This window comes from Pseudomonas sp. WS 5078 (assembly GCF_012985745.1).
Classification (GTDB): domain Bacteria; phylum Pseudomonadota; class Gammaproteobacteria; order Pseudomonadales; family Pseudomonadaceae; genus Aquipseudomonas; species Aquipseudomonas lundensis_A.
The window spans coordinates 17,943-44,832 of record NZ_JAAQWX010000022.1; the positions used below are offsets into that span (position 1 = coordinate 17,943).

24 protein-coding genes are annotated in these 26,890 nt (G+C 56.2%); 8 read left to right on the plus strand and 16 right to left on the minus strand.

What is annotated here, in order from left to right; translation table 11 throughout:
* The first annotated feature begins 47 nt into the window (after nt 1-47).
* Complete coding sequence (locus tag HBN68_RS21555) at nt 48-1,466, plus strand: TIGR00366 family protein (RefSeq protein ID WP_094994814.1); 1,419 nt, start codon at nt 48-50, stop codon at nt 1,464-1,466.
* A gap of 52 nt (nt 1,467-1,518) precedes the next feature.
* On the opposite strand, the gene can is transcribed toward HBN68_RS21555, so the two are convergent.
* On the minus strand, nt 1,519-2,163 hold the full coding sequence (gene can, locus HBN68_RS21560; RefSeq protein WP_094994815.1) for a carbonate dehydratase: 645 nt from the start codon (nt 2,161-2,163) through the stop codon (nt 1,519-1,521).
* 153 nt (nt 2,164-2,316) lie between these two features.
* On the opposite strand from can, the gene HBN68_RS21565 reads away from it, so the two are divergent.
* Nucleotides 2,317-2,733, plus strand: coding sequence for a serine kinase/phosphatase (locus HBN68_RS21565; RefSeq protein WP_094994816.1), 417 nt, complete (start codon nt 2,317-2,319; stop codon nt 2,731-2,733).
* A gap of 48 nt (nt 2,734-2,781) precedes the next feature.
* Here HBN68_RS21565 and rimI read toward each other — a convergent pair whose 3' ends face one another.
* On the minus strand, nt 2,782-3,234 hold the full coding sequence (rimI, locus tag HBN68_RS21570; protein WP_047281800.1) for a ribosomal protein S18-alanine N-acetyltransferase: 453 nt from the start codon (nt 3,232-3,234) through the stop codon (nt 2,782-2,784).
* Entirely contained in the window at nt 3,227-4,000 is a 774-nt protein-coding gene (locus tag HBN68_RS21575) for an energy transducer TonB (protein WP_169966087.1), read from the minus strand. The genes rimI and HBN68_RS21575 overlap by 8 nt, the downstream gene beginning before the upstream one ends.
* A gap of 169 nt (nt 4,001-4,169) precedes the next feature.
* Between HBN68_RS21575 and mksB the strand changes: the two genes are divergently transcribed.
* The 5 genes from mksB to HBN68_RS21600 all read left to right on the plus strand — a co-directional run bounded on the left by mksB (nt 4,170) and on the right by HBN68_RS21600 (nt 13,626).
* Nucleotides 4,170-5,450 carry an Mks condensin complex protein MksB gene (gene mksB / locus HBN68_RS21580; RefSeq protein ID WP_094994818.1) on the plus strand — a complete coding sequence of 427 codons (1,281 nt, stop codon included), beginning with the start codon at nt 4,170-4,172 and terminating at the stop codon, nt 5,448-5,450.
* Nucleotides 5,440-6,102 (plus strand): Mks condensin complex protein MksE, encoded by a 663-nt coding sequence (gene mksE / locus HBN68_RS21585; protein ID WP_047273292.1) that lies wholly within the window; start codon nt 5,440-5,442, stop codon nt 6,100-6,102. Before mksB ends, mksE begins: the two co-directional genes overlap by 11 nt.
* Nucleotides 6,099-8,939 (plus strand): Mks condensin complex protein MksF, encoded by a 2,841-nt coding sequence (mksF, locus tag HBN68_RS21590; protein WP_169966085.1) that lies wholly within the window; start codon nt 6,099-6,101, stop codon nt 8,937-8,939. Before mksE ends, mksF begins: the two co-directional genes overlap by 4 nt.
* A 431-nt stretch (nt 8,940-9,370) precedes the next feature.
* Nucleotides 9,371-10,000 (plus strand): response regulator transcription factor, encoded by a 630-nt coding sequence (locus HBN68_RS21595; RefSeq protein WP_094995251.1) that lies wholly within the window; start codon nt 9,371-9,373, stop codon nt 9,998-10,000.
* Nucleotides 9,997-13,626, plus strand: coding sequence for a transporter substrate-binding domain-containing protein (locus HBN68_RS21600; protein WP_262373583.1), 3,630 nt, complete (start codon nt 9,997-9,999; stop codon nt 13,624-13,626). The genes HBN68_RS21595 and HBN68_RS21600 overlap by 4 nt, the downstream gene beginning before the upstream one ends.
* Before the next feature lie 71 nt (nt 13,627-13,697).
* Here the strand turns inward: HBN68_RS21600 and HBN68_RS21605 are convergent, their stop codons facing one another.
* Nucleotides 13,698-14,642, minus strand: a complete 945-nt coding sequence (locus tag HBN68_RS21605) for a fimbrial protein (protein ID WP_169966083.1) — start codon at nt 14,640-14,642, stop codon at nt 13,698-13,700.
* Between the two features lie 45 nt (nt 14,643-14,687).
* On the opposite strand from HBN68_RS21605, the gene HBN68_RS21610 reads away from it, so the two are divergent.
* On the plus strand, nt 14,688-15,131 hold the full coding sequence (locus HBN68_RS21610) for an Hpt domain-containing protein (RefSeq protein WP_094995248.1): 444 nt from the start codon (nt 14,688-14,690) through the stop codon (nt 15,129-15,131).
* Here HBN68_RS21610 and HBN68_RS21615 read toward each other — a convergent pair.
* The 12 genes from HBN68_RS21615 to HBN68_RS21670 all read right to left on the minus strand — a co-directional run bounded on the left by HBN68_RS21615 (nt 15,124) and on the right by HBN68_RS21670 (nt 26,598).
* Nucleotides 15,124-15,975 (minus strand): hypothetical protein, encoded by an 852-nt coding sequence (locus HBN68_RS21615; protein WP_169966081.1) that lies wholly within the window; start codon nt 15,973-15,975, stop codon nt 15,124-15,126. The two genes, HBN68_RS21610 and HBN68_RS21615, sit on opposite strands and share 8 nt — an antisense overlap.
* A 48-nt stretch (nt 15,976-16,023) precedes the next feature.
* Nucleotides 16,024-16,578, minus strand: a complete 555-nt coding sequence (locus HBN68_RS21620) for a fimbrial protein (RefSeq protein WP_169966079.1) — start codon at nt 16,576-16,578, stop codon at nt 16,024-16,026.
* Between the two features lie 11 nt (nt 16,579-16,589).
* On the minus strand, nt 16,590-17,069 hold the full coding sequence (locus HBN68_RS21625; protein ID WP_169966077.1) for a fimbrial protein: 480 nt from the start codon (nt 17,067-17,069) through the stop codon (nt 16,590-16,592).
* Nucleotides 17,070-17,082: 13 nt separating this feature from the next.
* Entirely contained in the window at nt 17,083-17,595 is a 513-nt protein-coding gene (locus HBN68_RS21630) for a fimbrial protein (protein ID WP_169966075.1), read from the minus strand.
* Nucleotides 17,588-18,163 carry a fimbrial protein gene (locus HBN68_RS21635; RefSeq protein ID WP_169966073.1) on the minus strand — a complete coding sequence of 192 codons (576 nt, stop codon included), beginning with the start codon at nt 18,161-18,163 and terminating at the stop codon, nt 17,588-17,590. The genes HBN68_RS21630 and HBN68_RS21635 overlap by 8 nt, the downstream gene beginning before the upstream one ends.
* A 21-nt stretch (nt 18,164-18,184) precedes the next feature.
* Nucleotides 18,185-18,946, minus strand: coding sequence for a fimbria/pilus periplasmic chaperone (locus HBN68_RS21640; RefSeq protein ID WP_094995242.1), 762 nt, complete (start codon nt 18,944-18,946; stop codon nt 18,185-18,187).
* A complete protein-coding gene (locus HBN68_RS21645) occupies nt 18,943-21,501 on the minus strand; it encodes an outer membrane usher protein (protein WP_169966071.1) in 2,559 nt (852 codons plus the stop codon). The genes HBN68_RS21640 and HBN68_RS21645 overlap by 4 nt, the downstream gene beginning before the upstream one ends.
* Nucleotides 21,502-22,065, minus strand: coding sequence for a fimbrial protein (locus HBN68_RS21650; RefSeq protein WP_094995252.1), 564 nt, complete (start codon nt 22,063-22,065; stop codon nt 21,502-21,504). It abuts the gene before it with no gap.
* A 53-nt stretch (nt 22,066-22,118) separates the two neighbouring features.
* A complete protein-coding gene (locus HBN68_RS21655) occupies nt 22,119-22,649 on the minus strand; it encodes a fimbrial protein (RefSeq protein WP_094995240.1) in 531 nt (176 codons plus the stop codon).
* Nucleotides 22,650-23,032: 383 nt separating this feature from the next.
* Nucleotides 23,033-25,336 (minus strand): MlaD family protein, encoded by a 2,304-nt coding sequence (locus HBN68_RS21660; RefSeq protein WP_169966069.1) that lies wholly within the window; start codon nt 25,334-25,336, stop codon nt 23,033-23,035.
* On the minus strand, nt 25,329-25,952 hold the full coding sequence (locus HBN68_RS21665; protein WP_094995238.1) for a paraquat-inducible protein A: 624 nt from the start codon (nt 25,950-25,952) through the stop codon (nt 25,329-25,331). The genes HBN68_RS21660 and HBN68_RS21665 overlap by 8 nt, the downstream gene beginning before the upstream one ends.
* The gene (locus HBN68_RS21670; protein WP_169966067.1) at nt 25,939-26,598 is read right to left on the minus strand and encodes a paraquat-inducible protein A; all 660 of its coding nucleotides are present in this window, start codon (nt 26,596-26,598) and stop codon (nt 25,939-25,941) included. Before HBN68_RS21670 ends, HBN68_RS21665 begins: the two co-directional genes overlap by 14 nt.
* Nucleotides 26,599-26,890 lie beyond the last annotated feature (292 nt).

The window sequence follows — 26,890 nt, forward strand, 5'->3', positions numbered from 1 at the left end:
GCTGCGCGAGGCGTCACCATAATCATAAGAAAAACGAGGTAGTTCCCATGGCCGCTGAGATTGAATCCAGCCGTTATGCCCGCTTTGCCCTGCGCTGCTCCAATTGGGCAGAACGCTGGTTCCCTGATTCTTGGGTGTTTGCCGCCGTCGCCGTGATCACCGTGGCGCTGGCCACCATGGCGATGGGTGCCAAACCCACCGATGCCGCGATGGCGTTCGGAGACGGGTTTTGGAGCCTGATCCCTTTCACCATGCAAATGGCCTTCGTCGTGATTGGAGGTTACGTGGTGGCCAGTTCACCGCCAGCGGTCAAACTCATCGACAAACTGGCGCACGTCCCGAAAAACGGCCGACAGGCGGTGTGCTGGGTCGCGCTGATTTCGATGGTTGCGTCGTTGCTCAACTGGGGGTTGTCGTTGGTGTTCGGCGGGTTGCTGGTGCGCGCGCTGGCCCGCCGCACGAACCTGCGCATGGACTACCGCGCCGCCGGTGCAGCCGCTTATCTGGGGTTGGGTGCCGTGTGGGCGCTGGGCCTGTCATCTTCGGCGGCCCAGTTACAAGCCAACCCGGCGAGTTTGCCGCCCTCGATTCTGGCGATTACCGGGGTAATTCCGTTCACTGAAACCATCTTCCTGTGGCAATCCGGTGTGTTGCTGGCGGCGCTGGTGGTGGTGTCGCTCATCGTTGCCTACGCCACGGCGCCAGGACCGGAATCTGCCCGTGATGCGGCGGCCTGCGGTGTTGATCCGGCCTTCAGCCTGCCCACGTTGCCAGAACGCACACGGCCCGGCGAGTGGCTGGAATACAGCCCGGTGCTGACCCTTTTGCTGGTACTGCTGGCTGCAGGCTGGCTGTTCCATGAGTTCTCGACCAAACCGGCGATCAGCGCCATTTCAGGTCTCAATACGTACAATTTTTTGTTTCTGATGCTCGGTGCACTGCTTCACTGGCGCCCGCGCAGCTTTCTGAATGCGGTGGCCAGCGCGGTGCCAACCACCACCGGGGTGTTGATCCAGTTCCCGCTGTACGGCTCGATTGCAGCCCTGATGACCGTGGTCAAAGGCACTGACGGCGAAACCCTGGCGCATCACATTTCCACGTTTTTTGTGCAAATCGCCTCCCACGACACCTACGCCGTCCTGATGGGCGTGTACTCCGCAGTGCTGGGCTTCTTCATTCCGTCGGGTGGCGGCAAGTGGATTATTGAAGCGCCTTACGTGATGCAAGTTGCCAATGACCTGGAATACCACTTGGGCTGGGCGGTACAGATTTACAACGCGGCCGAAGCGCTGCCGAATCTGATCAACCCGTTTTACATGCTGCCGCTGTTGGGCGTACTGGGCTTGAAAGCACGGGACTTGATCGGCTTTTCGTTCGTGCAGTTGCTGGTGCATGCGCCGCTGGTGCTATTTTTGCTGTGGGCGCTGGGGACGACACTGACTTACCTGCCGCCTGTGATGCCGTAAAACCCTCGCCCTGTCCCTCTCCTTTTGGGAGAGGGGCAGGATCAAGGAACAACTAGACAGGGTTAACTGGACGCAAACGGTACTGGGGCGGCAATTGGTCCAGACCGCTGATGGTCGTGTTCAAGCTCTTCCAGCGACCATCCTTGATCCCGTAGATGCACCCATGTACCGACAGACTCTGCCCGCGGTGCCAGGCATTTTGCACAATGTTGGTATGACCAACGTTGGCCACCTGCTGGATCACATTGAGCTCGCACAAGCGATCAACCCGCTCTTCTTCAGTAGGCAACTGCGCCAGCACTTCACGGTTTTCGTAATACAGGTCGCGGATCGAGCGCAGCCAGCCGTCGATCAATCCCAATTGCTGGTCCTTCATCGAAGCACGCACGCCGCCACAGCCGTAGTGGCCAGTGACCAGAATGTGTTTGACCTTCAATACATCCACGGCGTACTGAATCACCGACAAGCAGTTCAAATCGGTGTGCAGCACCACGTTGGCCACGTTACGGTGCACAAACAGATCGCCGGGCAACATGCCGACGATCTCGTTGGCCGGCACGCGCGCATCCGAACAACCAATCCATAGGTATTCCGGCGTTTGCTGGCGGGCCAGTTTGGCAAAAAATTCGGGATCTTCCTGCTTGATCGCATCAGCCCAACGTTCGTTGTTATCAATCAGGTCTTGTAGTTCGTTCATACGGTAAGGCCTCAAGAGTTGATGCGCAGGTATGACAGCCGACCGATGGCCGGGGTCACGTGGGCAAATGCCAAATCCAGTGGTCAATCGGGTGGAATCTTCAAGCTTAGCTACAGTCCACCGTATCAAGGCCCCACAGTATGAGGATTTACCATGACCGATTCACGTCGCCCGTTCGGGGCAGAAGAACCATTGGACATCGACGACACCGAAGACCGCATGGGCTCGGTTGAGCCGCTGGATTTCGATGATCCCGAAGATACTCACGAGCCGCTGACCGACTTGGTGACAGATGAGGAATACGCACGTCACATTGCCCCTCATCGCCCGCGTAATCGGGAAGTGAGCGGTGCTGCGCTGCCGGGGCGCGATTCGAGCCCGGATGATCTGGACGCCGACATGCTAACGCCCGAAGACGGTGCCCGTGATGCATATGAAGCACTTGAAGAACAGGGCGGCGCGGCAGACTGGGATTTGAGCGTTGTGAATGAAGACGAGATCGGCGCAGGCCGCGGGCTGGATGAGGCTGAGCTGGCGGATATAGATCCGGTGGGCCGCAAAAAACGGTGAGTCCCTCTTTTGTAGCCGCTGCTCGACAGCGGCTACAGGGTGTGTGAATCAATCCACCAGCGTACACGCCATGACCACTGCATCTTCACGCCCGCCCACTGCCGGGTAGTAGTCGCGACGACGGCCGATTTCGTTGAAACCATAACGTTCATACAGCTTGAACGCAGCCGTATTGCTGTCGCGCAGTTCAAGGAAGCACTCGCGAGCGTCATGTTGATACGCGATCGACATCAGGTGTTCCAGTAATTTGAGCCCCAAGCCACGGCCCTGGCTTTCAGGTTTTACCGTGATGTTGAGCAGGTGTGCTTCATCCAGAATAATTTGCACCACGCCGTGACCGACTTGTTGCTCGCCTTCGAACATCAACCAAATGTGATATTTGCCCAACCCGTCGAGGAAAATGCCCCGCGTCCAGGGGTGGCTGAAAGCGGCATATTCGATTTTCAACACCGCATCGAGGTCCGCCTCGGTCATCGGGCGGAAAGTTACAGCGTCACTCATTGATTGGTTTCCAGCGCGCCATCAGCCGGCGCATGGCTTGCCACACATCCGCTTTGCGTTGTGGCTCATCCATTAAGAGTTCAAGGCCCGGCAGCGCCCAGACGCAGCCCAGCCCTTCAATTTCCAGTTCGCGGTTATAGGCCTCGGCGTTGGCTTCGCCCGCAAAGCGCACGGCCGGTAAACCGATCAGCCACAAACAGGCACATTCTGCGTCTTCAAGGCGTGCCATCAGGAAACCCTGCACAAATTCGCGGGCGGCCTCCGGGCCTTGATCGACATTGCCACGGCGCAGCAAAGGCCAGCGAATCGGCTCGCCAATGATTTGCGGGCTGTCAGGTAAACCGGCAGCGCGCAGCATGTCTTTAAGTAACAGGTAAGCCGGATCGCGGCTTTGGAACGCGCCGCCTGTGGGTAACTCCACCAGCACCAGGCAGCGTCCCGCTCGCAGCAGTTGCAAGGCAAAACGCGGCGCTGGCAGGGGCACCACTTTGGCGACCACGGGCGGTTTTTCGGCTTCAGTCACCGGAGCGCTCGTCGCACGCGGGGCGACGGACGGGCGAGGCACTTCAATCTTCGGCCGTTCGACAGGTTTGCTCGGCACCACTGCCACGTTGGCTGGCGGCGCCATCACAGGTGCTGCGGGCGGCTCGGGGAGCACCAGCAGTTCGGGCCGCGAGGGGGCGGCGAACGGTAACTCAGTGCGGGGTAACCACGTAACCACCTGCATGGCAGTCAAATAAGCGCGGCGGCGGGACTCGTTCAACAAGGGTCGGCCATCTGTGGATAACTAAAGAACGGGGATTCTACCGCCCTTCTGCCCTTCCCGCCCGCAGTTGATCGCTAAACGGTGGACGCGCGATCCGGGAGGCGGATCGCCAAGGGAAGATGTGCGCAGTACAATCGCCGCCTTTCATTGCCAATCGACCGGCCCTCCCATGATCGAACCCAAGCGCGTTTTACGTGCCCTTGCCGAACACTGGGCACTCCTTGAGCCCTTGTGCGAACACTTCGACCAAGGCACGTTGAGCCTCAGCGAATTGCGCCTGCAACTGGCAGCGCACCAGTTGGACAGCACCCCGCAAGACATCACGAACGTGCTCGACAGCTGGATCCGACTCGACATTCTGGTGCCGGTCGCCAAAAGCCCGAACCGCTTCGAGCTCAATGCACAAATCCATGATTTCCTGGCCTATTTGCGCCGTGAGCACCGCCTCGGCCTGTGCCTGGAAATCGAAGCCTACCTGCGCCATCTGGAGCGTCTGGCGGGTTATATCCAGGATGCGTTCGACATCCGCGACGGCAATGACCTGGCGCGCCAGCTGCGCTTGCTGGATATGCGGGTGCGCGATGTGCTGAAAAAACTGGCCAACGATGAACAGGCCCTGGTGGCCGTGGCAGAGCGCGCCAAGACCAGCGACCGGCAGATCCCGTTGCGCCAGCGTTACGCCGAGGTGCTGGCCACGTGGGATGAATACGTCGAGCCGATGATTCAGCTGGTCAACGCCGACGGCGCCTTTGAGCAAGGTGTGCGCAAGGTCGAAAACGTGCTGCTGCGCATGCTCAGCGAGCAGCAACGCCTTGGCCATCTGGTGGACGACGACATGCTGCTGCGTACCCACGCGCGCATCCTCGAAATGCAAACCAGTGCTCAACTGACCCTGCGTCATGCCCGTGAGTTATTGCTGCCATTGCGTGAAGAGGCCCGGCGCCACAATGCCGTGACCCGCGGCGCGGCGCTGGCACTTGCCGCCATCCGCCGTAAGGGCCTGGACGCGGTACCGCAAGCGGCGATGCCGATGTTCACCCGCCCTCAAAGTACGTTCTTGGGCAGCGCCAGCCAGGTCGAAGCGTATGTGTATGCGCTGGCACGTTTTGAACCCAAACCGGCGCGCTTCCCCAAAGCGCACAAAACCCAAAAAGGCGGTGAAGCCCCGAAAGCCCCGCGCACGGTCAAGGAAATGCTGGACCGTTGTAGCGATGCGCTCCCCATGCCGGACTTGATGAGCTGGCTGCTGACCCAGGAACCTGAAGGCGACACCGACGAATTGCTGTACTGGTTTTCGCGCCTGTCGCGAGAAAAACGCTTCGTGCGCGAGCGTCTCGAACGCCGCGAGTATCACACCCACGAACACATGGTCAGCCTGCGCTCTTTCGCCCTGCTGTCACGTAGCGAAGACGCAACCGAGCCTACTGCGAGCCCTCTCCATGCATCTTGATCTGTCCGAACTGTCCCAACTGGCACCGATTTTTCGCGAACTGTTCAAGGGGTATCACGTCAGCCGACGCGACCCTGAGCTGTATGCGCAGTTGTCGAATTTCCAGGATCAATACCGCGCGCTGTTCAAAGCGCTGGGCTTTGAGTTGGTGTGTGATACCCGTGGCTTTTATTACTTCGTTCCCGACACCGCCACCGCGCAGGTGAACAAAACCGCACAGCGTCTGGCGCTGTTCACCTTCATCATTGTCGAGCACCTGGCCGATCAGGGCCGCGACCCGATTGCCGTGCTCGATGGCGGCAGCTTGGGGCGCGATGAACTGCCCGCGCTGCTGGAAAAATACCGCGACCTGTTCGTACAGGCCGAGGTCACCACTCAGGACGAGCTGGAGGAGAAGATCATGCGCCGCATGACCCAGCTCGGCTTTGCCGGTGAAGAAAACGGCATTTACCGCTTTCTGCCGCCGATGCACCGCTTTCTGGATGTGTGCCTGTCGGTGCAGCAGGACCGCGATCTGGCCGCCAGCCTGCACAGCATCTTGCCGCTGCCGACGCCCGTACTGGCCGGTGACGACCCCGAGGTCGAGGAAGAAGACGAAGAAGCCGCACTGGCGCGTGCCATTGCCGCCGAGCAACAGGAGATGGATGCATGAGCCAGGAACGCTACGGAATACGCCGTTTTGCCTTGTTGAACACTGCCGGTTACAGCCTCGGGCTGTTCCCGCTGGAACACCCGCTGTCGGTGTATGGGGCCAACAACCTCGGCAAATCGGCCTCGATCAACGCCTTGCAGTTCCCGATTCTGGCGCGCATGTCGGACATGAGCTTCGGCAAGTACAGCCTCGAACAATCGCGGCGTTTTTACTTTGCTTCCGACACCAGCTACATCCTCGTCGAAGTCTCGTTGCCCCACGGCCCTCACGTGATTGGGGTGGTCGGCCGCGGCCCGGGGGGCGGTTTCGGGCACCAGTTTTTTGCCTACGCCGGTCAACTGGATCTGGCGCACTATCAAAAAGATGACACCTGCCTGCGGCAAAAAGAGTTGTTCAGCAACCTTGAGCGCAACGGCCTTAAAGCCTACGAGCTCAAACCCGATGAACTGCGACGTCTGCTGGTGGGCGGCCATACGTCGATCCCGCTGGACCTGACGCTGATTCCACTGCGTTCTACCAGCGAGCAAAGTCTGAAAACCTTCCGCGCGCTGTTTATCAACCTGTTGCACATGCGCGAAATCACTGCGGCCAAACTCAAGCAACTGTTTCTCGATGCCTTTGAGCACAGCCTGCGTTCGGGCAGCGTGGATTACATTGCCGCCTGTGAAGAAGCCTTCCGCGATGTGCGGCGCATGGAACAGGACTACAACGCACTGGTCGGTGCCGGACCGCTAGTGGAGTCGCTGGGGGCCGGTGTGCGCCAGCGCGACCTGCTGCGCGGCAAGTTGCATCGCTTGTCACCACTGCTGGACTCGTTGCTCGGCACTTGGCAGGACTATTGCGGAGCACGCAAAGAAGAGCTGCTGATCCAGTCCGAACACTACCGCAATGAGCAAGACGCACTGCAAAACGATCAGCGCAGCAGCACTCAGGAGTTGATGCGCCTGGAGCGTGAGATTGCCAGTATCCAGCGCTGGCTGGGTGAGCTTTCCGTGCTCAAGCACCGTTTCGCTCTGGTCGATGATGTGAAAGTGCTGGAGCAGCAATTGCTCGCGGCCAAGGACGCCCACGACGAACTGGCCGGTGCCTTGGCGCAATCGCGTCAGTTCAGTGCCGAAGACCTGGACGAACGGGTCCGGGACCTGGAAAAACGCCTCAAGTCGGTCAAGCAGCAACTCGATCACGCCGACAACAACAGCTATGCCCGCCTGCGCGAAGAGTTTTCCCAGCAGGACGTTGAGCGCCTGATGCGCCTGTTCAACAGCGCCCTGTTCAGCCTGCCGCTGGGTGAGCACGGGATTGCGCTGGACGACAGCAACGCGTGGGTCAAGTCATTGGAGATGATCCTCGACGGCTTCAAGGGCGAGCGCTTTGAAGCGCCGGGGTTATCTATCGACCTGAGCCACATCGAGCCACCAGCCTTGCAAGCGCTGGCTGACCGGGCAGCGTTGCGCGACCAGAAAGAGCGTCTGGACAAAGAGCTCAAGCAGCTTAAAACCCAGCAGGCCGTGACGTCTGATCGGGCAGCGAGCAAGAGCGAAGCCGAGTCGCTTTACCAACAGGTGCTTGACGCGCAAAAGGCGCTGGAGGATTTCCGCCGCAGCCAGACGTTAAGTGCCGAGGAAGGCGAAAAACTCGAACAACTGGCCCAGGCTGAGGCCGCGCAGGACGAGTTGAAACGCTCCAGTGATGCCTTCACTGAGCGCGTTCAGCAGCTGTCGGCCAAGCTGCAACTGGTTGCCCGTCAACTGGGCGACATGGAAGCCAAACAGCGCACACTGGATGACAGCTTGCGTCGCCGTCAGTTACTGCCCGCCGACCTGCCGTTCGGTACGCCGTTCATGGACCCGGTCGACGACACCATGGACAACCTGCTGCCCTTGCTCAACGACTACCAGGACACTTGGCAGGGCTTGCTGCGCTGTGACGGCCAGATCGAAGCGCTGTATGCCCAAGTGCGCTTGAAAGGCGTCGCCAAGTTCGACAGCGAAGACGACATGGAACGCCGCCTGCAACTGCTGATTAACGCTTACGCGCACCGTACCGAAGAAGCGCTGACCCTGGGCAAGGCACGTCGTGCCGCCGTCACCGACATCGCCCGCACCTTGCGCAACATTCGCAGTGACTACGACAGCCTTGAGCATCAACTGGCGCTGTTTAACCGCGAGATCAACAAGCGCCAGGTGTCCAACCTGCAAAGCTTCCGCATCGTATTGGCGCCCAATAAGGAAGCGCTCAAGCACATCGATCAAATTATCCACAGCGCCGGCCAGTACGAAGAAGGCGAAACCCTGTCGGTGTTCGACCTCAGCCAAAGCGCCGAGCAGGACAACAAAAACGAGGAAGCCAAGGAGTATTTGGCACGCCTGGTGGCCGCCAACCATAACCAGCTGGGCCTCAAGGACTTGTTCGAGCTGGCGTTTGAGATCACCAAGGTCAATGGCCAGCCGGTGATCCACACCGACATTGACGGCGCTGCGTCCAACGGCACCACCATGACCATCAAGGCGCTGACCAACATGTATTTGTTGTTGCACTTGATGGACCGCGACCTGGCCGGGCGCATTCGCCTGCCGTATTACTTGGACGAGGCGGCGGACATCGACGAAAAAAACCAGACCGCGCTACTGGAAACCAGTTTGCAACTGGGATTTGTGCCGATTCTGGCCAGCGTTAAACCGCAGGTCTGCGCTCATGTCGCTATCGACCTTGAAGGCGGCAGCGGGCCTAACGGGATTTATATCGATGAGGACGACTGGAAGTACATTCGCCGCCATGACGAAGCACACTCCGTGAAGCCCATAAACGCGGCATTGCCTGAGCTGGACGAAGCCTGAGGCTAATTACCTGTAACCGAAAACCGCGATCCCGGATCGCGGTTTTTTTTCCCCTTCGACACGTGCTTTATAACCGCACGCGATAACGCAAAAAATGACTTCCCGCAACAGGCCTTAGAACACTATTGAGCAAAATAAAAATATATTTTAAATTTCAGAAAATTCCTACCTGACATCAATCAATCAAACGGCAAACTGCCAACAGATAATTAAAAAGCCTTAACACCTTTAACAAGGAAAACAACAGATCTCCCCACACCATCACCGCCTAACCGACGAATGTTGCAAGCAGCAATCAAGCCAGAATAAATACACGGAGGGACAGAATTAACGTTTAAACTTTGCATTATTAAACAGCGCTTTGCTTTCACAACTTGTGAGCATTGAAGATAAAGCCTACAAGAACCTCTTGAGAAGTTGTAGGAGACATCATGCGTAAAGCCCTTATCGTAGACGACCATCCCTTTATTCGAAGAATCGTCAGATTGGTACTTGAAAAAGCCAACTTCCATATCGCCGCTGAAACAGACAATGGCGCCACCGCGCTGGATCTGGCGCGCTCCCATGTGCCGCATTTGATCGTGCTTGATCTTTCAATGCCCAAGCTCGACGGGCTTGAAGTCCTGAAGCGATTAAATATTCTCGGCTTGCCTATTAAAGTACTGGTTCTAACGTCAAAGGGGTCTGCGTTTTTCGCTGATCGCTGTATACGCGCAGGCGCCATCGGCTTCATTGAAAAAACCGAAGATGTCGAAGCGTTGACCGTGGCGATTAATCACGTCATGAATGGCCGCATTTATTTAAATGACTTGAATGCCAATGTCGCAACCGCTGACAACGACACCCCCAGCGACCTACAACTTATTAAAAAACTGTCTGACCGTGAGCTGCGCACACTTCAATACCTGGTGTCGGGTTACTCGAATAAAAAAATCTCTGAAACCATGCTGTTAAGCGAAAAAACCGTCAGCACTTATAAGACACGCGTCCTGAACAAACTCAACATTAAGTCCGTGGTGTACCTGGCTGAGTTTGCCAAACGCAATAATTTGGTCGAATGAAGAACGTGTCTGCCCGGCGATATCTGCCCTTGTGTTTGTCGCTGTGCATGACCTCAGTCAGTCAGGCCGGACCGGTTGATTTGCAGTTATTGGCCCGTTCGCAAATCGACATCCTGCCTCTGGCGCTAAGCGAAGGTGACCGGCAGTGGTTAAGCGGTAAAGCTGCCCTGACGCTGGGCACCTCCGCACCCGACTATCCGCCCTTCGATATCTCCACAGGCAGTGATTACTTTGAAGGCGTAACGGCAGACTATGCCGGGCTTCTCAGCCACCTGCTGCAAGTCCCGATCAAGGTGTCTCGGTACGAAACCCGGGGCGACGTTATTTCAGCGTTAAAAAAAGGCGAAATTGACCTGCTGGGGACCGCTAACGGGTATGAGATGGCGGACCCGCAACTGGTCTTTTCTTCCTCGTATGCGCTGGACACGCCGGTACTGGTGACACGGATGGGCGATGACCCAAGGGCAAAACTGCTGCCCGATGGCCTGCGCCTGGCCATGCTGTATCACTACCAGCCGGTGGAGGAAGTCAAAGCTGCGTACCCGCAAGCCGACGTGCAGCTGTATGCGTCCACGCTGAGTGCCATTGGCGCCGTCGCCTTTGGTCAGGCTGACCTGTATCTGGGAGACGCGATCAGCACCAATTACCTGATCAACAAAAACTACCTGAACAACGTTTACCTCAAGGATTTCTCCACCCTTGAGGGGCATCCCTTTTCGTTTGCCGTGCATCACCCCAATCCGCGCTTGCTGCGGCTGATCAATGCGGCCATGGCGCGCATCCCCAGCGACGAGCAGTATGCAATCCTGAGCCGTTGGGGCGTCAGCGGGATGAGGTTCGAAGGTCGCGGCCCCCTGAACTTTTCACCCGCCGAACAACGCTGGATCGATCAAAACCCGCGCCTGAAAGTCGCCATTACTGAGGATTTTTTGCCTTTCAACTTTTATGACGAGCATGGAATCTTCAGCGGCCTGGCAGCCGACTTGCTGGCCAAGATCAGTGTGCGCACCGGGATCAAGTTTGATCTGGTACGCAGCCAGTCGGTCAGCCAGTTAACCGAACTGATTAACCGGGGCGAGGCCGACCTGACCCCAGCCTTTACGCCCAGCAGCTACAGACAAGATGTGCTTAGGTTTACCAAACCCTATCTCACCACGCCCTTTGTATTGGTCACGCCATTAAAACCCGGAAGCCCTGCCACGCTGGATGAGCTGCAGGGTAAACGGGTAGCGCTGGTGGCCGATAGCCTGATGCAGGCGTATCTGGATCAGCACTATCCCGAGGTTAATCTGGTGCCTGCGCCCAACTCGGCGCACGCATTGGCAATGGCCGCGAAAGGGGACGTTGACGGCGCCATTAACTCCTTGATCAGTGCCCGCTATTTGATCAAACAGCAATACAGCGGCCGCCTGCGAATACGCAGTACCGTCGGTGTAGCCCCTGCGCAGTTCGCTCTGGCCACCAACCCCGGAGCCCACGAGCTGTACTCGATTCTGGGCAAAGCACTGACCAGTATTTCACCCGAAGAAATGGACACCATGACGAACCGCTGGCAAAGCGCGGTGGTTCTGGACAATCGCTACTGGGTCCGCAATCGGTCCACAGTTATAAAAGTGACACTGGTACTGCTGGGCATACTGACCGTGGGCATTGTGTGGATTGCTTACTTGCGCGGGCTGGTGCAAAAACGGGATCACGCCGAGCGCGCGTTAAATGACCAGTTGGCATTCATGCGCACCTTGATCGACGGCACACCGCATCCGATCTATGTGCGCGACCGCGAAGGACGGCTATTGATTTGCAACGAGGTCTATCTGCAAGCCTTCGGTGTCAGCCGCGACGCGGTCATCGGCAAAAATTTGCTGGAATCCACCTTCAGCCCCGAGGACCAGAGCCGGATTTACCACACGGACTACTTGCAGGTGATGCAAGAGGGCTGTCCGGTGCTGCGCGATCATTCATTGACCTTGCCCGATGGCAAGGTACTGACCATTTATCACTGGGTGCTGCCTTACCGCGGCAGCGATGGCGCCGTCATGGGCATCATCGGTGGCTGGATCGATATCAGTGAACGCCAGCAATTGGTCGAGCAACTCAAAGAAGCGAAAAACCATGCCGACCAGGCCAACCTGGCCAAGAGCGACTTTCTGACCACCATGAGCCACGAGATCCGTACGCCAATGAACGCTGTGATCGGGATGCTTGAGCTGGCCATGAAAAAAGCCGAACAAGGTGTGGCCGACCAGGCCTCGATTAACGTGGCCTCCGAAGCTGCGCACGGATTGCTTGAGCTGATCGGAGACATTCTGGACATCGTGCAGATTGAATCCGGGCGTATATCGCTGAACCAGCAACGCACGCATTTGATGACCCTGGTTCAATCCACCGTGCGCGTATTTGAAGGCATGGCACAACAAAAAGGGATACAGATGAGCGCCGAGCTGGACCCGAAAATCAATCTTGATGTTTTGATTGACCCGCTGCGCTTCCGGCAGATTCTGTCCAACCTGCTGAGCAACGCCATCAAGTTCACCGATGCCGGTCAGGTACGCTTGAGCGTGCGGGCCACATGGTCTGAAGACGGTGAGCGGCTTCAACTCTATGTGCAAGTTGAAGACACCGGCATCGGCATTTCCACCAGCGATCAAAAACGCTTGTTCAGCCCTTTTTCCCAAGTCAACACCCGCGCGCAAAAGCCCGGCGGGTCAGGGCTCGGGCTGATGATTAGCCGTCAGCTCTGCGACTTGATGGGCGGCACACTGACGCTCAAAAGTACCGTGGGTAAAGGCACCTGCATCACAATGCAATTCGACATCGTGACCTTGCTGTCGCAAACGCCCGCCGCGCCAGCGCCCCGCGTGCCTTCACGCAATGCACGCCCGCTCAAGGTCTTGGTGGTTGATGACTACCCGCCAAACCGCAAGTTACTGACGCAGCAATTGGGGTATTTGGGGCACTCGGCGATGGAGGCTGAAGACGGCGCCCAAGCACTGAAAATATGGAGAAGCCGTCACTTCGACATGATCATGACCGACTGCGCCATGCCTGTGATGGATGGCTACGAGCTGACCCGCGCCATCCGCGCCGAGGAAGCAGCAGGTCATGGGGCGGCAATCCTGATCGTCGGTTTTACTGCCAATGCCCAAATTGGAGAAGCCAAACGCTGTCTGGCAGCGGGAATGAATGATTGCCTGTTTAAGCCCATCAGCTTGCAGAGCCTTGAAGCCCGCTTGGCAAGTGCAGACCGTACGCCTCTGGATCTGCCTAACCATGACGATGTGTCAGGCGCTAGCCCACTGATTGATCTCGAAGCCCTGGAGCATTTGACCGGGGGCGACGCGCATGCCTTGAAGAGCCTGCTGGAGCCTTTGATTGACAGCCTGGAAGACGACATGGGCGGTCTATTGAACGCATTCACCAAAAACGATTTGCCGGGCTTGAGCGAAATTGCCCATAAGGTGAAAAGTGGCGCCCGCATGATCAAGGCGACGCACTTGGCCCACTGCTGTGAAGGGCTTGAGCGGGCCTGTCTCAGCCCTGAGTGGAGCCATTTGGCGCAACGGGTTGACGAACAATACGAAGCGATGGCGCAAGTATTGGAGGTTATTGAGGTGTACCGGGTGTGAAAAGCCTTCGTCCCGCTAACAGGGCTCAGGACGAAGGGGTTTGCATTAACAAGAGACGGCCCGTCGATGACTCATGGCAAGCCCATCACCAAGGTTGCACTGCCTGTAAATGCTCCCGTCGTAGGCACGCTGCCGGGTTTACGAACGAGAACAAACTCCAGATTGTCGCCGCCCCCACTGTTGCTGATATAGGTATTGAACCAGCCTTCGGGTCTCACGAGCGCGCCATTACGCAACAACCCAGTCCCCACATTAGGATTGCTCATGTACAGGACGTCGCGGCTAAACGATGCCGAATAACCTTTCATGGTGATCTTGATGGGTAGCGTGATACCCGGATCCGGGCATGAATAATTCAAACGAACGGCTTTACGAATCGGCGTATTCGAGACGGACTCTCCGATGCGCGTACGGTCTACATTACTGAAGTCTACGGTGATGGGATAATTCCCATTAATCGTGCAGGTGGAAGGTTCAATGACAAGCCGGTTATTGGCAATAAGGTTGATACGCACAAGGGGCACCGGCGGTTTGCCCGTATTATTGGTTTGCCTTAACTGTATCGTTCCCAGCAGATCGTTAGTTTCTATATTAATTGGACTGCCCGGACTGCCACGCGTGATGATATACATATACGTATTCAAGTTAGCGGCCATGTCATAGTTATACAACGTCGCAAGGAGTATCTCCGGAACAGGCGCATTATAATCCGCACTGCGGATATTCAATCCTATGTTATAGCCCGCTAATTTAGGCCCAGGGACAATCCCCCCCATGGTGGTATGCCAGAAATCCCTGGCCGAACTGGGGAGGCCGCTATCCCGAGAAAACCTGCATTCCAGCGAATACCCCTCGAGCATAATGCGCTTTGAACTCGCTGACAGCTGCACGTGAACCTTGATATCAAGCGAATTATTGGAAGGCATACTTTTCCACTGTCCTCCATTCACCCGGCATTGTGAGGCGAACGCTGACATACCAAACAACAGTAAAAAAAAACCGATTGTATATTTCATTTAAGGCTCTCATTTAAGAACGCGTTGAAGTAACCATTGTTATAAGTGCCCACGCTGCTCAACATCAAAGCGAGTCAAGCGGGGGGCCGTACGCCCCTGGATCTGCCCAACCATGACGATGTTTCAGGCACTAGCCCATTGATTGATCTCGAAGCCCTGGAGCATTTGACCGAGGGCGACGCGCATGCCTTGAAGAGCCTGCTGGAGCCGTTGATTGACAGCCTGGAAGACGACATGGGCGGTCTATTGAACGCGTTCACCAAAAACGATTTGCCGGGCTTGAGCGAAATTGCCCACAAGGTGAAAAGTGGCGCCCGCATAATCAAGGCAACGCACTTGGCCCACTGCTGTGAAGGGCTTGAGCTGGCCTGTCTCAGCCCTGAGTGGAGCCATTGGGCGCACGGGTTGACGAACAATACGAGGCGATGGCGCAAGTATTGGAGGTCATTGAAGTGTGCCGGGTGTGAGATAAACACGCTGCTCACATGAAGCTTTGAATCAAGACCACTGTTTTGGAAAACGTCCCGGCTTGAGCGCCGTTGTCCGCCAATGTTGAGCCAATAGTCAATGTGGATGTCCCAGCAGGCAGGTTGATCATTTCCCCGGCGCGCACTCCGTTTACCGTGAGGGTTGTGCTAACGCCCTGCCCCAAGGGAAAAGGATTGCCCACTGATACCTGATAACGCACGCTGGCTTTATGCGTGCACTTGACCTGACGCGTTGCCTGCGCCTTGGCACCGGCAATTTCGCCCAGTTTCAATGCCCCATGATTCAAATCCACATTTGAACCAAGAATATCGCACTGGTTGGGCGGGATGGGGGGCGTGGCGCAGGAGTCGGTGCTAGGCAACGTGTAGAGTCCGGAAAACGAATAGGTTGCCCAAGCGGCGCACAGTTGTATGGTCCAGCCGGGGTCGGTCGAGTAAGAATATCCGTAGGTTCTGGTAACGCTGGTGCCATACCGGGAGACCCAAGCCTCAATAGCAGCCTCCCAGGTCATGCCGGTATTGACCGACACATTTGTATCAGTAATTTGATAACCACAGTTATACTGCGACGTACACCCCATCACCGAAAATGTTCGTCGACCGTTGTACAGTTTGGTGGCAGAAATGGGACCGAACTTACACGTCGCAGCACCCGTGCAGATCACTTTACCGGGGTAGGCGTTACTGGCCGACGCATATGCACTGGCTGTACCGGAAGCGACCGATACAATTGTCTCGGCACCGGGTAGGGGGCGACTGTCAGCGTTTACTTTATTGACAAGGTGCCAAGCATTCGAGTTCGACGCTATCCCTAGCAGTAAAGCGCCCCCCATCAAACGGAACATAACTTTATATATATTCATTTGAACCAACAAAACATGTGTTTAAAAGGATCAAGGGTAAGCCAAGGTAAACGTAGAAACGGCACGGTATTGCCCCGCCCTGATGGTTTGCTGCGCGATAGCTTTCGGCTCGCCGCGGACATACGCTTTGAACCCGATCACACTGTCCCCAATGCTCAGGGCCTGCGGCTCGCTGATTACGTTCAATGGCAACAATTTATCTGAGAGTGTCTCCAGACCAATGGCAATACCGCGCGCGCGGCTGCCTGAGGCCAAGGCCAGAAGCCCTGGTAATTCTGTGTTTTCCTGACCGCTGAACGTCGTGGTCACTGAATCGGCAATGCTGATGTCACAACCCACCAGATGGATAGAAAAGGCCTGCCCTACCGTTCGGGTGTTGACGTACAAGTAGTGACTGGAAAGGTCGTCGAATCGGAGTTGCAGTGCCTCGTCGCCCGGGCGGATCGTGCAGGCTTCGGCCACCAGATTTCCTGTGAAGTTGAGGTTATCGGCCGCCTGAATCTTTCCGGGCATCATTAGAGGCAGGCTCAACACCAGAGCCACAGTCATCGGCAGCCAACCACGAGCTGATAGTTCATACGCCATGCCGGGGCTCATCACTGGTACTCGGCCATCAATGTGGCAGCCGCGCTGAAACCACCAGACTTCAGCGTACTGCCCGGCCGCTTCACAGGAACAGCTTCTAATGCAGGAGGTGTCGCCGGATTGATAACGATGGGGGTATTGAGCTGAAAAGGTTGGCCATTTTGCAAAAGCTTAATCCCCAAGTCGGTGACGCTGCTCTGCACCGCAGCAGATTCAAACGAGCTAGCCGTCCCTTTGACGGTCAACACCATTTCCCACGGCAATGTGCTGCCCGCACAGGTAATCGTGTAATTCATCGGCAGACGGTAGTTGATCCCGTCCACCTTATTGACGCCCACATCCTTGAAATCAATGGTCAGGGTATTTCCGTTATTGATGGTGCACAAAGGAGGTTCAACCAGCGTACCGGTGAACGCCAGATTGGCCGATGCAGCAGCATTAATACCCGCGGTGCACAACACTAACAGGGCTAGCTGTTTGCAGATTTTCATCACTTATTCCTTCTCATTGCTGTGCCACGATCAAAGTGGCTACCGCTGAAAACCCGCCGCCCTTGAGTGTGCTCGAGACTTTTTTAATGGGTACCGCTTCCATCACGGGCAAAACCGGGTAAGTAAATTTCACGACTGTATTGACTGGCCATAAGGCTCCGTTGACATACATCCTGATGCCCAGATCAGTGTTATTTGTCGCCAATGACTGAGCATCAAAAGCAGCGCCTGCCCCCTTCAATGTGAGCGTCATCGCATTAGAGGGCGCGCCGGTGCAGGTCACGGTATAGGGCACAGAGCGTCGGTATGTCACACCGTCTACGCGGGTCGTCAGTAAGTTGTTACCAAAGGGTACTGTCAGGGTATTGCCGCCATTGATCACACACGAAGGCGGGGCCACGATGGTTCCCCTTATGGTCACGTTGAGATCCGCACGGGCAGTTTGTGTGGGTATTCCCACTAAAGCACTCCACACAACGAGTGCGTAAATGCAGCTGGATTGATGTATCTGACGTTGATTAGTCATAGTTGAGCCTGAAATCGGCCACAGCCCTGAATGCGCCATTGGTCAAGGGCGCGGAGGTTCGTGTAGGTTGGACATACCAGGTCACCACATCGCTGCCAGTGGTCAGGAATAACGGAGCGCCCCACGCGCCGAGGCGGCTGTCTCGACCCAGCTCATCGGTCAGGCGCAGTCCGATGCCCGTCACCCCTTTGACTTTCACAAGCCGGGAGTTATCGGCATCGGCGGGCGCTACGAACGCCACGGAGAGCACGGGCTCGTAGGGGCTCCATACCAGTGTGGAAGTGCGCGCATCAGGCAAACCTCCGGCAATACGCCGACACTCCATAAAGCGCAGTTGAAACGCGATGGGGGGCGCCATGTCGCCGGGTTTTTGCAGGTAACTGCGCGGCACGTTGCCCAAATCAACGGTTTGGTAAGCCGAGGTCATTTCCAGAATACAAGGGGCATGGTGCAGAGAGCCGCGGATATCCAGGATGCCGTCAACAGACATGGCAGCCTCTTCTTCAACGGCCTTGACGCATGAGGCGAACACCAGCCCCAGCGATGCCATGATCGAACAAGGTTTCATGACGGTCTCCGGTAACTGCGATTATTCATTGCCCGGCGACGCTTTAAGGTCGACCGTGCAGTTATTGCCATTACACGAAAACGCCAGTGTGGGGCGGCCTCCGTAGTCGTTGATGTAGGTCAGATAAGGGGTAGGCCCCAGCGCGGCGGCACTCGGCCCAAGCGGCAGCGAACCTTTAGGCGGCACCATGACTGGCTCAAAATCGGCTGCGGTTTTGGCGTCTTTCCCACTGCGTGCGTCCACCAGGGTGACGTAGTAAGGCGTCGGGTTATTGACCTGAAAGTGGTTGCCCTGTCGGGTCAGGGTCAACTTCTCCTGCCACGGGTTCGCCAGCTCTTGTTGGCTCGGAATGATGGCGGCGGGCCGATAAAACAGCTTGATCCGCGTCTGCAAAGCGATCTGCAACGTGTTGCTTTTGTCGCTCCGAGGTGGAATTTCGCGCAGGTTGAAGTAGTACACCGTCTCCCGGTCCTGGGCGAGTAGCTTGGCGCCTGGTAACGCCTGGACCTTTACCTGGCTGTGTTTGCCAGGCTCCAGTCGTTGCACAGGCGGGAGTACCGTCAAGGGCGAAGTGATTTTGTTGCCCTGTTCGTCCTCAATCCAGCCCTGTGCCAAATACGGCAGCTCGGTATTGTTATTGGCGATGTTCATGCTGACGGCATCCTTGGCGCCGTCGAAAATCACGCGGGTCCGGTCCAGGCCAATGGCGGCCTGAGCCGGCAGAGTCAAAGCCCCCGCCAGAACGGTGAGTGCCAACGGCATAAGGCGTGTGGGAGCGATCATGAGTTTTTCTTCTCCGTTTTGTCAGGGGTGCCCACGGTGGTGGGTTCAGGCAGAGCGTTCTTGGAGGTACTGGTTTGGCACAGCAGGTTCAACATTGAACTCAGTCCATCCGTGGGAAGGTCCGCTGGCAGCGTCAGCGTGCATTGTTCGTCCTCGCCCCAACTGACGATCATCTGGTCTGCGGGCTGAATACCGCTCAAGTAGACGATGCCGCCGTCATTCACGATGCCCGTGTCCTGTTGCCGGCTGTTTTTGACGATGGCGCCAAAAGGAGGCGTTTTTCCATCAGGCAAGCGCAGTACCGCCATGGCTTTTTCACCGGCAATCACATCCAGCGTGCGGTAGCCAATGGCACCTTCGGTCAGGGTGAGTTGGGTAACGGACTGAGTGGCCTCGACGTTTGTGGGCAGGTTTTCCAGGTCGACGCTGGCGTCTGTCCGGTAATAACTGCTGATGTCGGCGATCACCGCTTTGCCGAACGTATTGGTGCGCGTCGGAGTGCCATAACCGCGAACGGGCACGTCGGGGACGCCAAGGGTGTCCACCATCAACCGCGTGCCGCCTATACTGCTGCTGCGGTGCAAGGCCGCGCCGTGAGCGGTGACGGTCGCGCCGCCCCTGGCTGACAGGCTGAGGCTGGTGTAGTTGTCCTCCTCAAGGCCAGCGCTGATATCTATGTCCGCACGGTCGCCTATGTGGCTCAAATAACCCCCGACTGAGGTGTTACTGCCAGTCAGCTGATAATGGGTTCGCTCATTCAAGCGGTCGCTGAAACGCGCTGAGTAATTGTTTTTGTTCTGAGACCGGCTTGCACTGGTCGACAGAGAGCCCGAGCGTCCCAAGGGCATGCTGAGTGAAAGATAAAGCCCGTCGCTGCTCGGCTGGTCACGCTCCTGAGTCCGGAACATATTTAGCGAGACGCTGACGTTCTTGACCGGGCCAACATTGAAATAACGCGCAACAGACAGATTCCAGCGTTTCTGGTCAGCACGGTCCCAATAAGACTGATTGCTGTAGTTAAGAAATACCGAGACCCCTGATTCGCGAAACTGCTTATTGAACGTCGCGGTGTACAGCGATTTGCTGCCCCCCACCGGGCCTCCATAATTAAGTGCGTTCAGGTATTCGCTCATGCTCAAGAAGTTTTTCTCGGAAAAGCGATACCCCGCAAACGTGACCTGGCTGTCAAACTCGGCAAAGGTTTTTGAGTAGCTCAACCGGTAAGAAGCACCTGACAAGGTTTCATCCTGCAATTGGGTTTTCGCACGCGTGGCATCCAGTGACACGGCACCAAACGCCAGCAGATCTCGCCCCAACCCCAGTGACAGAGCCTTATAGTTGTTGTCGCCCAGTGCCCCGCCATACAACGACCAACCGTTACTGATACCCCATGAAAATTCACCCGTGCCAAAGACATCGCCTTGCTCGCCTGCGTGCAAGGCCGAGGGTCGCCCAGTGGCCAATTTGTAACGCACGGTGCCAGGACGCGTCAGGTACGGAATGCTGGCTGAATCCACTTTGAAGGAGTGTACCGAGCCGTCTTGCTCCTCGACGCGAACATCGAGCGTGCCCGTGACGGCATCATTAAGGTCCTGAATACGGAAAGGCCCCGCTGCCACTAACGTTTCATACAACACGCGACCTTGCTGGCTGATGATGACCTTGGCATTGGTTTTGGCCATACCGACCACTTCCGGTGCATACCCGCGCAAATTGGGAGGTAACTGATTGTCATCAGAGTTCAGGGAAGCTCCGATATAACGGAAGCTGTCGAACACATCCGAATACAAATAGTTTTCACCCAGCGTCAGGCGCGCCTGCAATGCCGGTACTGCCCGATAGGCATAGAAACGGCTCCACTCCAGGTTTTGCGTACGTTGAGTGCCATCATCATCAACCCGTCCCTGCCAGTCAGCGCGAAATCGCCACGGGCCGGCATTCGCTCCCACTGTGCCGGTGCCGCTAAAACCGAGTCGTGCCTCGCTGTCCTCCTGATGGATCGACTGCGCCGTAAGGTTGTAATCAAACAGCACCCCCGGCACGCCTTCATCCCAACGCGAGGGCGGATCCCAATTCGGGGCGGTGTATTGCAAATACGCCTGGGGCAATGAGATACGCAGCGTTGAAGTACTCAAGTCCCCGCTGACCTCCAGACCCGGCAAACTGCGGACATCCAGACATTCGGCAGTTTTCCACCAGGTAAGCTGCGCAAGGCTTTCTTTTGTGAGACCAAACTGCTCCAGCAACTCAGGTGTCAGGCAGGCTTCGCTGCCTTTTGGATCGTCATCCGGGGGCATAAAAACCACACGTTGTTCAGACAAACTCTGCGCATTTATCTGCACGTTCATCGGGTAAACACCCGGCAATATGAAACCACTGCGAGAAAACTGTGACAGGTCGATATTGGTCCGATCGTTCAAGTCCAGAATATCGGTATTAAATTGAATCTCAGCCGCAAAGGCGGCACTTCCAATTGACATCAGGCCGCCGACAAAACCCGGGCGCAACAACGCCTTGACTGCTGATGGACTCAGCAGAGTAGACAACCCATTCATTCAGTAATACTCCAGCCTGAACCGCACAGCAGCGCTATGGCTGCCCACATACATAGGTTGGTCATTGCCGACCAAACGAAGGGTGTAATGAAGAACTTGATCTTTACTGGCCGAGATTGAAACCAGTGGCATCGGCACTCCCGGCAGACTTTCCCTGCCTAGCGCATCGATGATGTGCAGCGCAACGCCCTGCGAAGTACCTCTTGCCGCGAAAGAACGACCTTCGCGGTCTGGCTCACCCTCAAAGGTCACCCTGACATGCTGCCAGTCAGGTAAACGTTCGCCCAAGTGATTGGGGTCTTGCCGGGTAAGCGAGCAACCGATTAAGCGCAAGGTAAAGGGATGTGGATCACCTTCTCCTTCACGAATCATGCGCCCAACAGGCATAGGGTCCATTTCTATGACCTGAAAGGCACTTCCCGTATCCAGCGTGCAGGCGGTATCAACGATTTCGCCACCCAATGTAACGACACCATTGCCCTGACCTGCGGCCTGCGCTGTATTAACAGAAAGCGTTAGAAGTACGAGCGATGCTGCAAACGTCGCCGGTGAAAGTACGTTCACGTTCTTATTCCCATCCACTAAACCCTGCCACCTTGCGGTGGCAGGGCACATTCTTATTGGTAAGCCAATGAGAAGTTAGTGACCGCTGTAAATTCACCCGGTTTAACAGCGTCGGTTGCCGTACTGCCTTGCAAGTAAGCACCAAAGGACAACTTCGTATTACCGTCATCCAACATTTGGGGCTTGGTCGGAGTTCCCAACACAATTTGTGCACCTGTGCCATCACGCATCATGATGCCGGCACCGCTGGCAGTACCGACAATCCCCAGGGCACCCGGTACAGCAACCGACTCAGCGCCTGTGAATTTCGTGGTAACGGTCTTGAGGGTAGATGTGTCGCAGCCTACCAGGTCGATATAGAACGGCTCAGGGCTCGCAGCGCCACCATCGGCCAAAACAGAGCGAGCCACTTGGCCCAGCTTAACGGTTTGATCAACGCTTTCTGGCTTGATGGAGCAGGCCGCTTCGATAATGGCGCCTTCAAACGTTACCGTCCCCGCCCCGGCTCCGGCAGCTTGTGCAATAGAGGCCGAGCCCGCCAGCAAGACCATGGAAGCCAAAGCAGATTTAAGTACGTATTTCATTCAAGTATTCCCATTCAGTTATTAAAAGAGTCAAGCAACTCTCATCTACAGGCCGACCTTGCGCCCACCGCGTACTTACGGGTGTATACCGGGCAACAATGAATGGCTCATAACAACACTCAGGTGTTAATGAGCACAGCCAGCACGTTTTACCGCACCTTCTTTTAAACAAAGGAAACAACAGAAAACTCAATGAGTTTTCGCGCCTTTGTTAAACCCCTGCGGTGAAAACTGATAAGAAGTTACCGCACCGTATTTAAGAACTACGTAGGAATTCTCTGAACAATTTTAATTAGTAAGACCGCTGGCAATGCCGAATGCAAAAAGGCCGCGATCAGGGGTTGATCGCGGCCTTTTAAAAGGGTGTTAGTCGTTAGGGACAGTTACTTTCCCAGGGGGATTTTGGGTGCCCACTGCAGCCATTCGTCCTCGAATTTGTCAAAAAGCGGGAAGGTCTGTTGCGGCCGCGCCGGGTTGCCCATTTTGTCGTCGCCCGGGGTGGCAAATGCAATCCCGCCCTGAACCAGGGTTTCAAGTGATTCTGTACGAATCGTGGCCCCTTTGAACAAACCAAAATCGACGCCAAAGCCACTGCTGTTCCAGAAACGGGTTCCGCTGCGCACCAATGGCGCATAGCGAGGCTCGATCAAGATGTGGATCAGTACTCGGTCCGCCGTATTGCCCAACTCATACCCGGTGACTTTGCCTACAGTGACTTCCCGATAGGTGACAGGCACACCCTCTTTGAGCGATCCGCGACGCGCTGCACTCAGTACCAGACGCAAACCGGCTTGGGGCGCTACGGCGTCAGGCGCCTGATCCAGTGCCACAAACCGGGTTTGCGGACCACGGTCTTTGGGAGCAGGTTGCACTTCGAGGTATTGGCCAGTTACCAGCGTTTCAAGGTTGGCGGTTTTCATCAGGCCCAGTTCAGGCTTCACCACCCAAAACAGTGAGCCTTCCCGGGCAATACGCTCTGGCACTTCGGTGATGCGTGCCTGCAATAAAACCGATTGAAGGTCATCACTCAAGTCAACGCTTTCGATCTTGCCGACTGTCAGCCCTTTGAAGCGTATCGGCGAGCCGGTGCTCAAACCGTCAGCACGTGCCACTTTGATGGTGATAGGCACCCCTTGCTGCATGGCGGCGTCACGATCGGTAAAGAGGCGGAAGCGCGGGATACGCTTTTGCAAAGGCGCTGTCGCCTTGGGTGTTTCAAACGCAATGCCACCGGCCATCAAGCTTTGCAGCGACTCACTCTTAACCTGTATGCCGCTGGTCAATCCGCCCGTCAATGTCACACCACTGGCGTTCCAGAAACGGGTCGAGGCGTTCACAAGCCCTTCGTATTCCTTCTCGATGTGTACACCAATGATCAACTGCTTTTTCGTGCGCGAGAATTGATAGCTCTGTACCGATCCTACTTTCACTTGCTTGTAGAGAATCGGGCTGCCTACATCCAGTGAGCCCAGATTGTCGGTGAACAGCACCATGTGCAGGCCCGGTGAACGCAAATCCAGAGGCGGTGCTTTTGGACGCGCAATGAATTCGCGCTCGGGTTTACTGCCCTTGTCACCTGGACGAATCGCAATGTAGTTACCTTTGACCAACGCTTCGAGCCCCGTAATACCCGCCAGGGAAATCGACGGTTTCACCACCCAAAACTGAGTGCCTTCCACCAGGTAGTCCTCGGCCAACGGATCCAGGGCCAACTCTGCGCTTGCACTGGTAAGGTCTGGATCAACCTTCAAACCTTTAAGGCTGCCCACCTGAATGCCTTTGTACATCACGGGCGTACGCCCGGCCTGGAGGCCCTCAAAGTCGCTGAGTTTGACTTTGACCTTGATGCCCGCCTGAGCCGCGTCAAAGTCTTCATACAAACGGAACGGCAGGTTTGGATCCGTCGGCGGGCTGTCTTTACGGTTTTCAGGGGTGGCAAAGGCAATGCCGCCTGCGACGATGCTGGCCAGTGATTCACTGCGCAGTTTCACGCCGGACAGGTTGGCGTCGATACTGATGCCGCTGGCATTCCAGAAGCGTGTGTGTTTACGCACCAGATTGGCGTAGGTCGGCTCGATGTAGACCTTGACCTCAACAGTGCTCTGATCTTCCGACAGCACGTAGCTTTTAATCTGGCCGACTTGGATCTGTTTGTAGAACACGGGACTGCCACGGTTCAACGACCCCAGGCGTTCGGCTTTGAGCGTTAAGTGCAGACCGGGCTTGGCATCCGACAACGGCGGCTCTTGCGACAGGGCTTTGAACTTGCGCGCAGGCTCGCCGTCGGCAGGACTGACCGCGATGTAATTACCGGAAACCAACGTTTCAAGGCCGGTAATACCGGCCAGTGTGACACTGGGTTTGACCAGCCAGAAACGGGTATTGGTTTTCAGGTATCGCTCGACATCCTTGTCCATTTCAACCGTGGCAATCACGCCTTTGTTGGGGCCGTCCTCATCCAGCGCCAAGGTTTTTACCTTGCCCACAGGCATGCCTTTGTAGACCACTTCGGTCTTGTTGGCGACGATCCCTTCTCCGCTTTCGAAACGCACCTGAATGTTGATCCCGGTTTCACTGTAGGCGCGCCACCCCAGCCAGCCTCCAATAATCAGCGCGATCAGGGGCAGAATCCAGATAGCCGACCAGTTAGAAGCCGGGCGGGTTTTTGCGGTAGGTAACTCACTCATGGTCGTCGTCCGACTCCGTGTTATCCCAAATCAGTCGGGGATCAAAAGTAACAGCAGCAAGCATCGTTAATATCACCACACTGGCAAAGGCCACAGCGCCGAGGTTGGCCTCTACGCTAGCTATTCGCCCAAAGTTGACCACCGCCACCAGAATGGCGATGACAAAAATATCCAGCATCGACCAACGGCCAATGAATTCGATAAACCGGTACATGATGATGCGCTGACGGGCCGATAAAGGCTGACGGCGTTGCACCGAGAACAGCAGCAAGGCAATGCCAACCAGTTTGAAGGTCGGCACCAGAATACTGGCGATAAATACCACTGCGGCGATGGGGATCATGCCGTGCTGCACCAACTCAATAACCCCTGCCATGATGGTGCTTGGGGAACCCTGACCCAGTGAGCTGACGGTCATGATGGGCAACAGGTTGGCAGGAATGTACAGAATGGCGGACGTCAGCAGTAAAGCCCAAGTGCGCATCAGACTGTCAGGGCGACGCGCATGCACCAACGCCCCGCAACGGGTACAGGTTTGCTCGTCAGCCTCTTCGTCTTGCCTATTCAGCTCGTGACACTCGGCACATATCAAAATGCCCGCATCAATCGCACGCATGAGTGTCCTCCCCTGAAAGGGCCTGCCAGATCTGATGGGGTGACATGACAACCTCTAACCAGACCTGTACCAGTAATAAACTCACAAAGCACGTCAGGCCCAGGCCAAGGCTTAATTCTGCCATGTCGGCTAATTTCACAATGGCCACCAACACGCCCATCAGGTACACCTCAAGCATGCCCCAGTCTTTCAAGTGGTGATAAATCCTGTAGATCAGCAATCCATAGGAACGGCCGATATTCCAGCGAATGCTAAGCAAGACTGCCAGCTGGCATAGGAGTTTAAGGAGCGGGATTCCCATGCTGCACAAGAACACCACCACGGCGATGCCTTGCATGCCGGTGTCGAACAGGCCGACCACTCCGCTCCAGACAGTGTCTTGAGAAGCTTGCCCCAACAGATTGAGTTGCATGATGGGCAAAAAGTTCGCAGGCACGTACAACAGCAACGCAGCGATAACGAGTGCAAGGCTGCGCTCTACGACGTTATGGCGATGGGCGTAGAGCTCGTAACCACAGCGCGGACATTGCGCTTTTTCACCGAGGGCAAGGTGCGGTTTGCGCATCAGAAGATCGCACTCATGGCAGGCCACTAACTCGTCCAGCGGTAAATCTGACACCCTGCGAGCGTCAACCGGATCTGGCATATAAGGCGTCTCTGGCTTGAAAATGAGTGCGCCTATTCTAGTGTGCGAACTACGAAATGACGCGGCCTATTTGTAGGACTTTAGGAGCACTCGGTTGAAACCACGCTGAAAAAATGAAATGCGTGCGGGGACGGGGTAAGGAGTGTCCAGCGTAGAGATGGCGTACACGCTCTTTTTCAGCCACAAAAACAAAATCCCTGTCTGCGTGAGCAGACAGGGATTCTGGAATTTAATCTTGACGATGACCTACTCTCACATGGGGAAACCCCACACTACCATCGGCGATGCATCG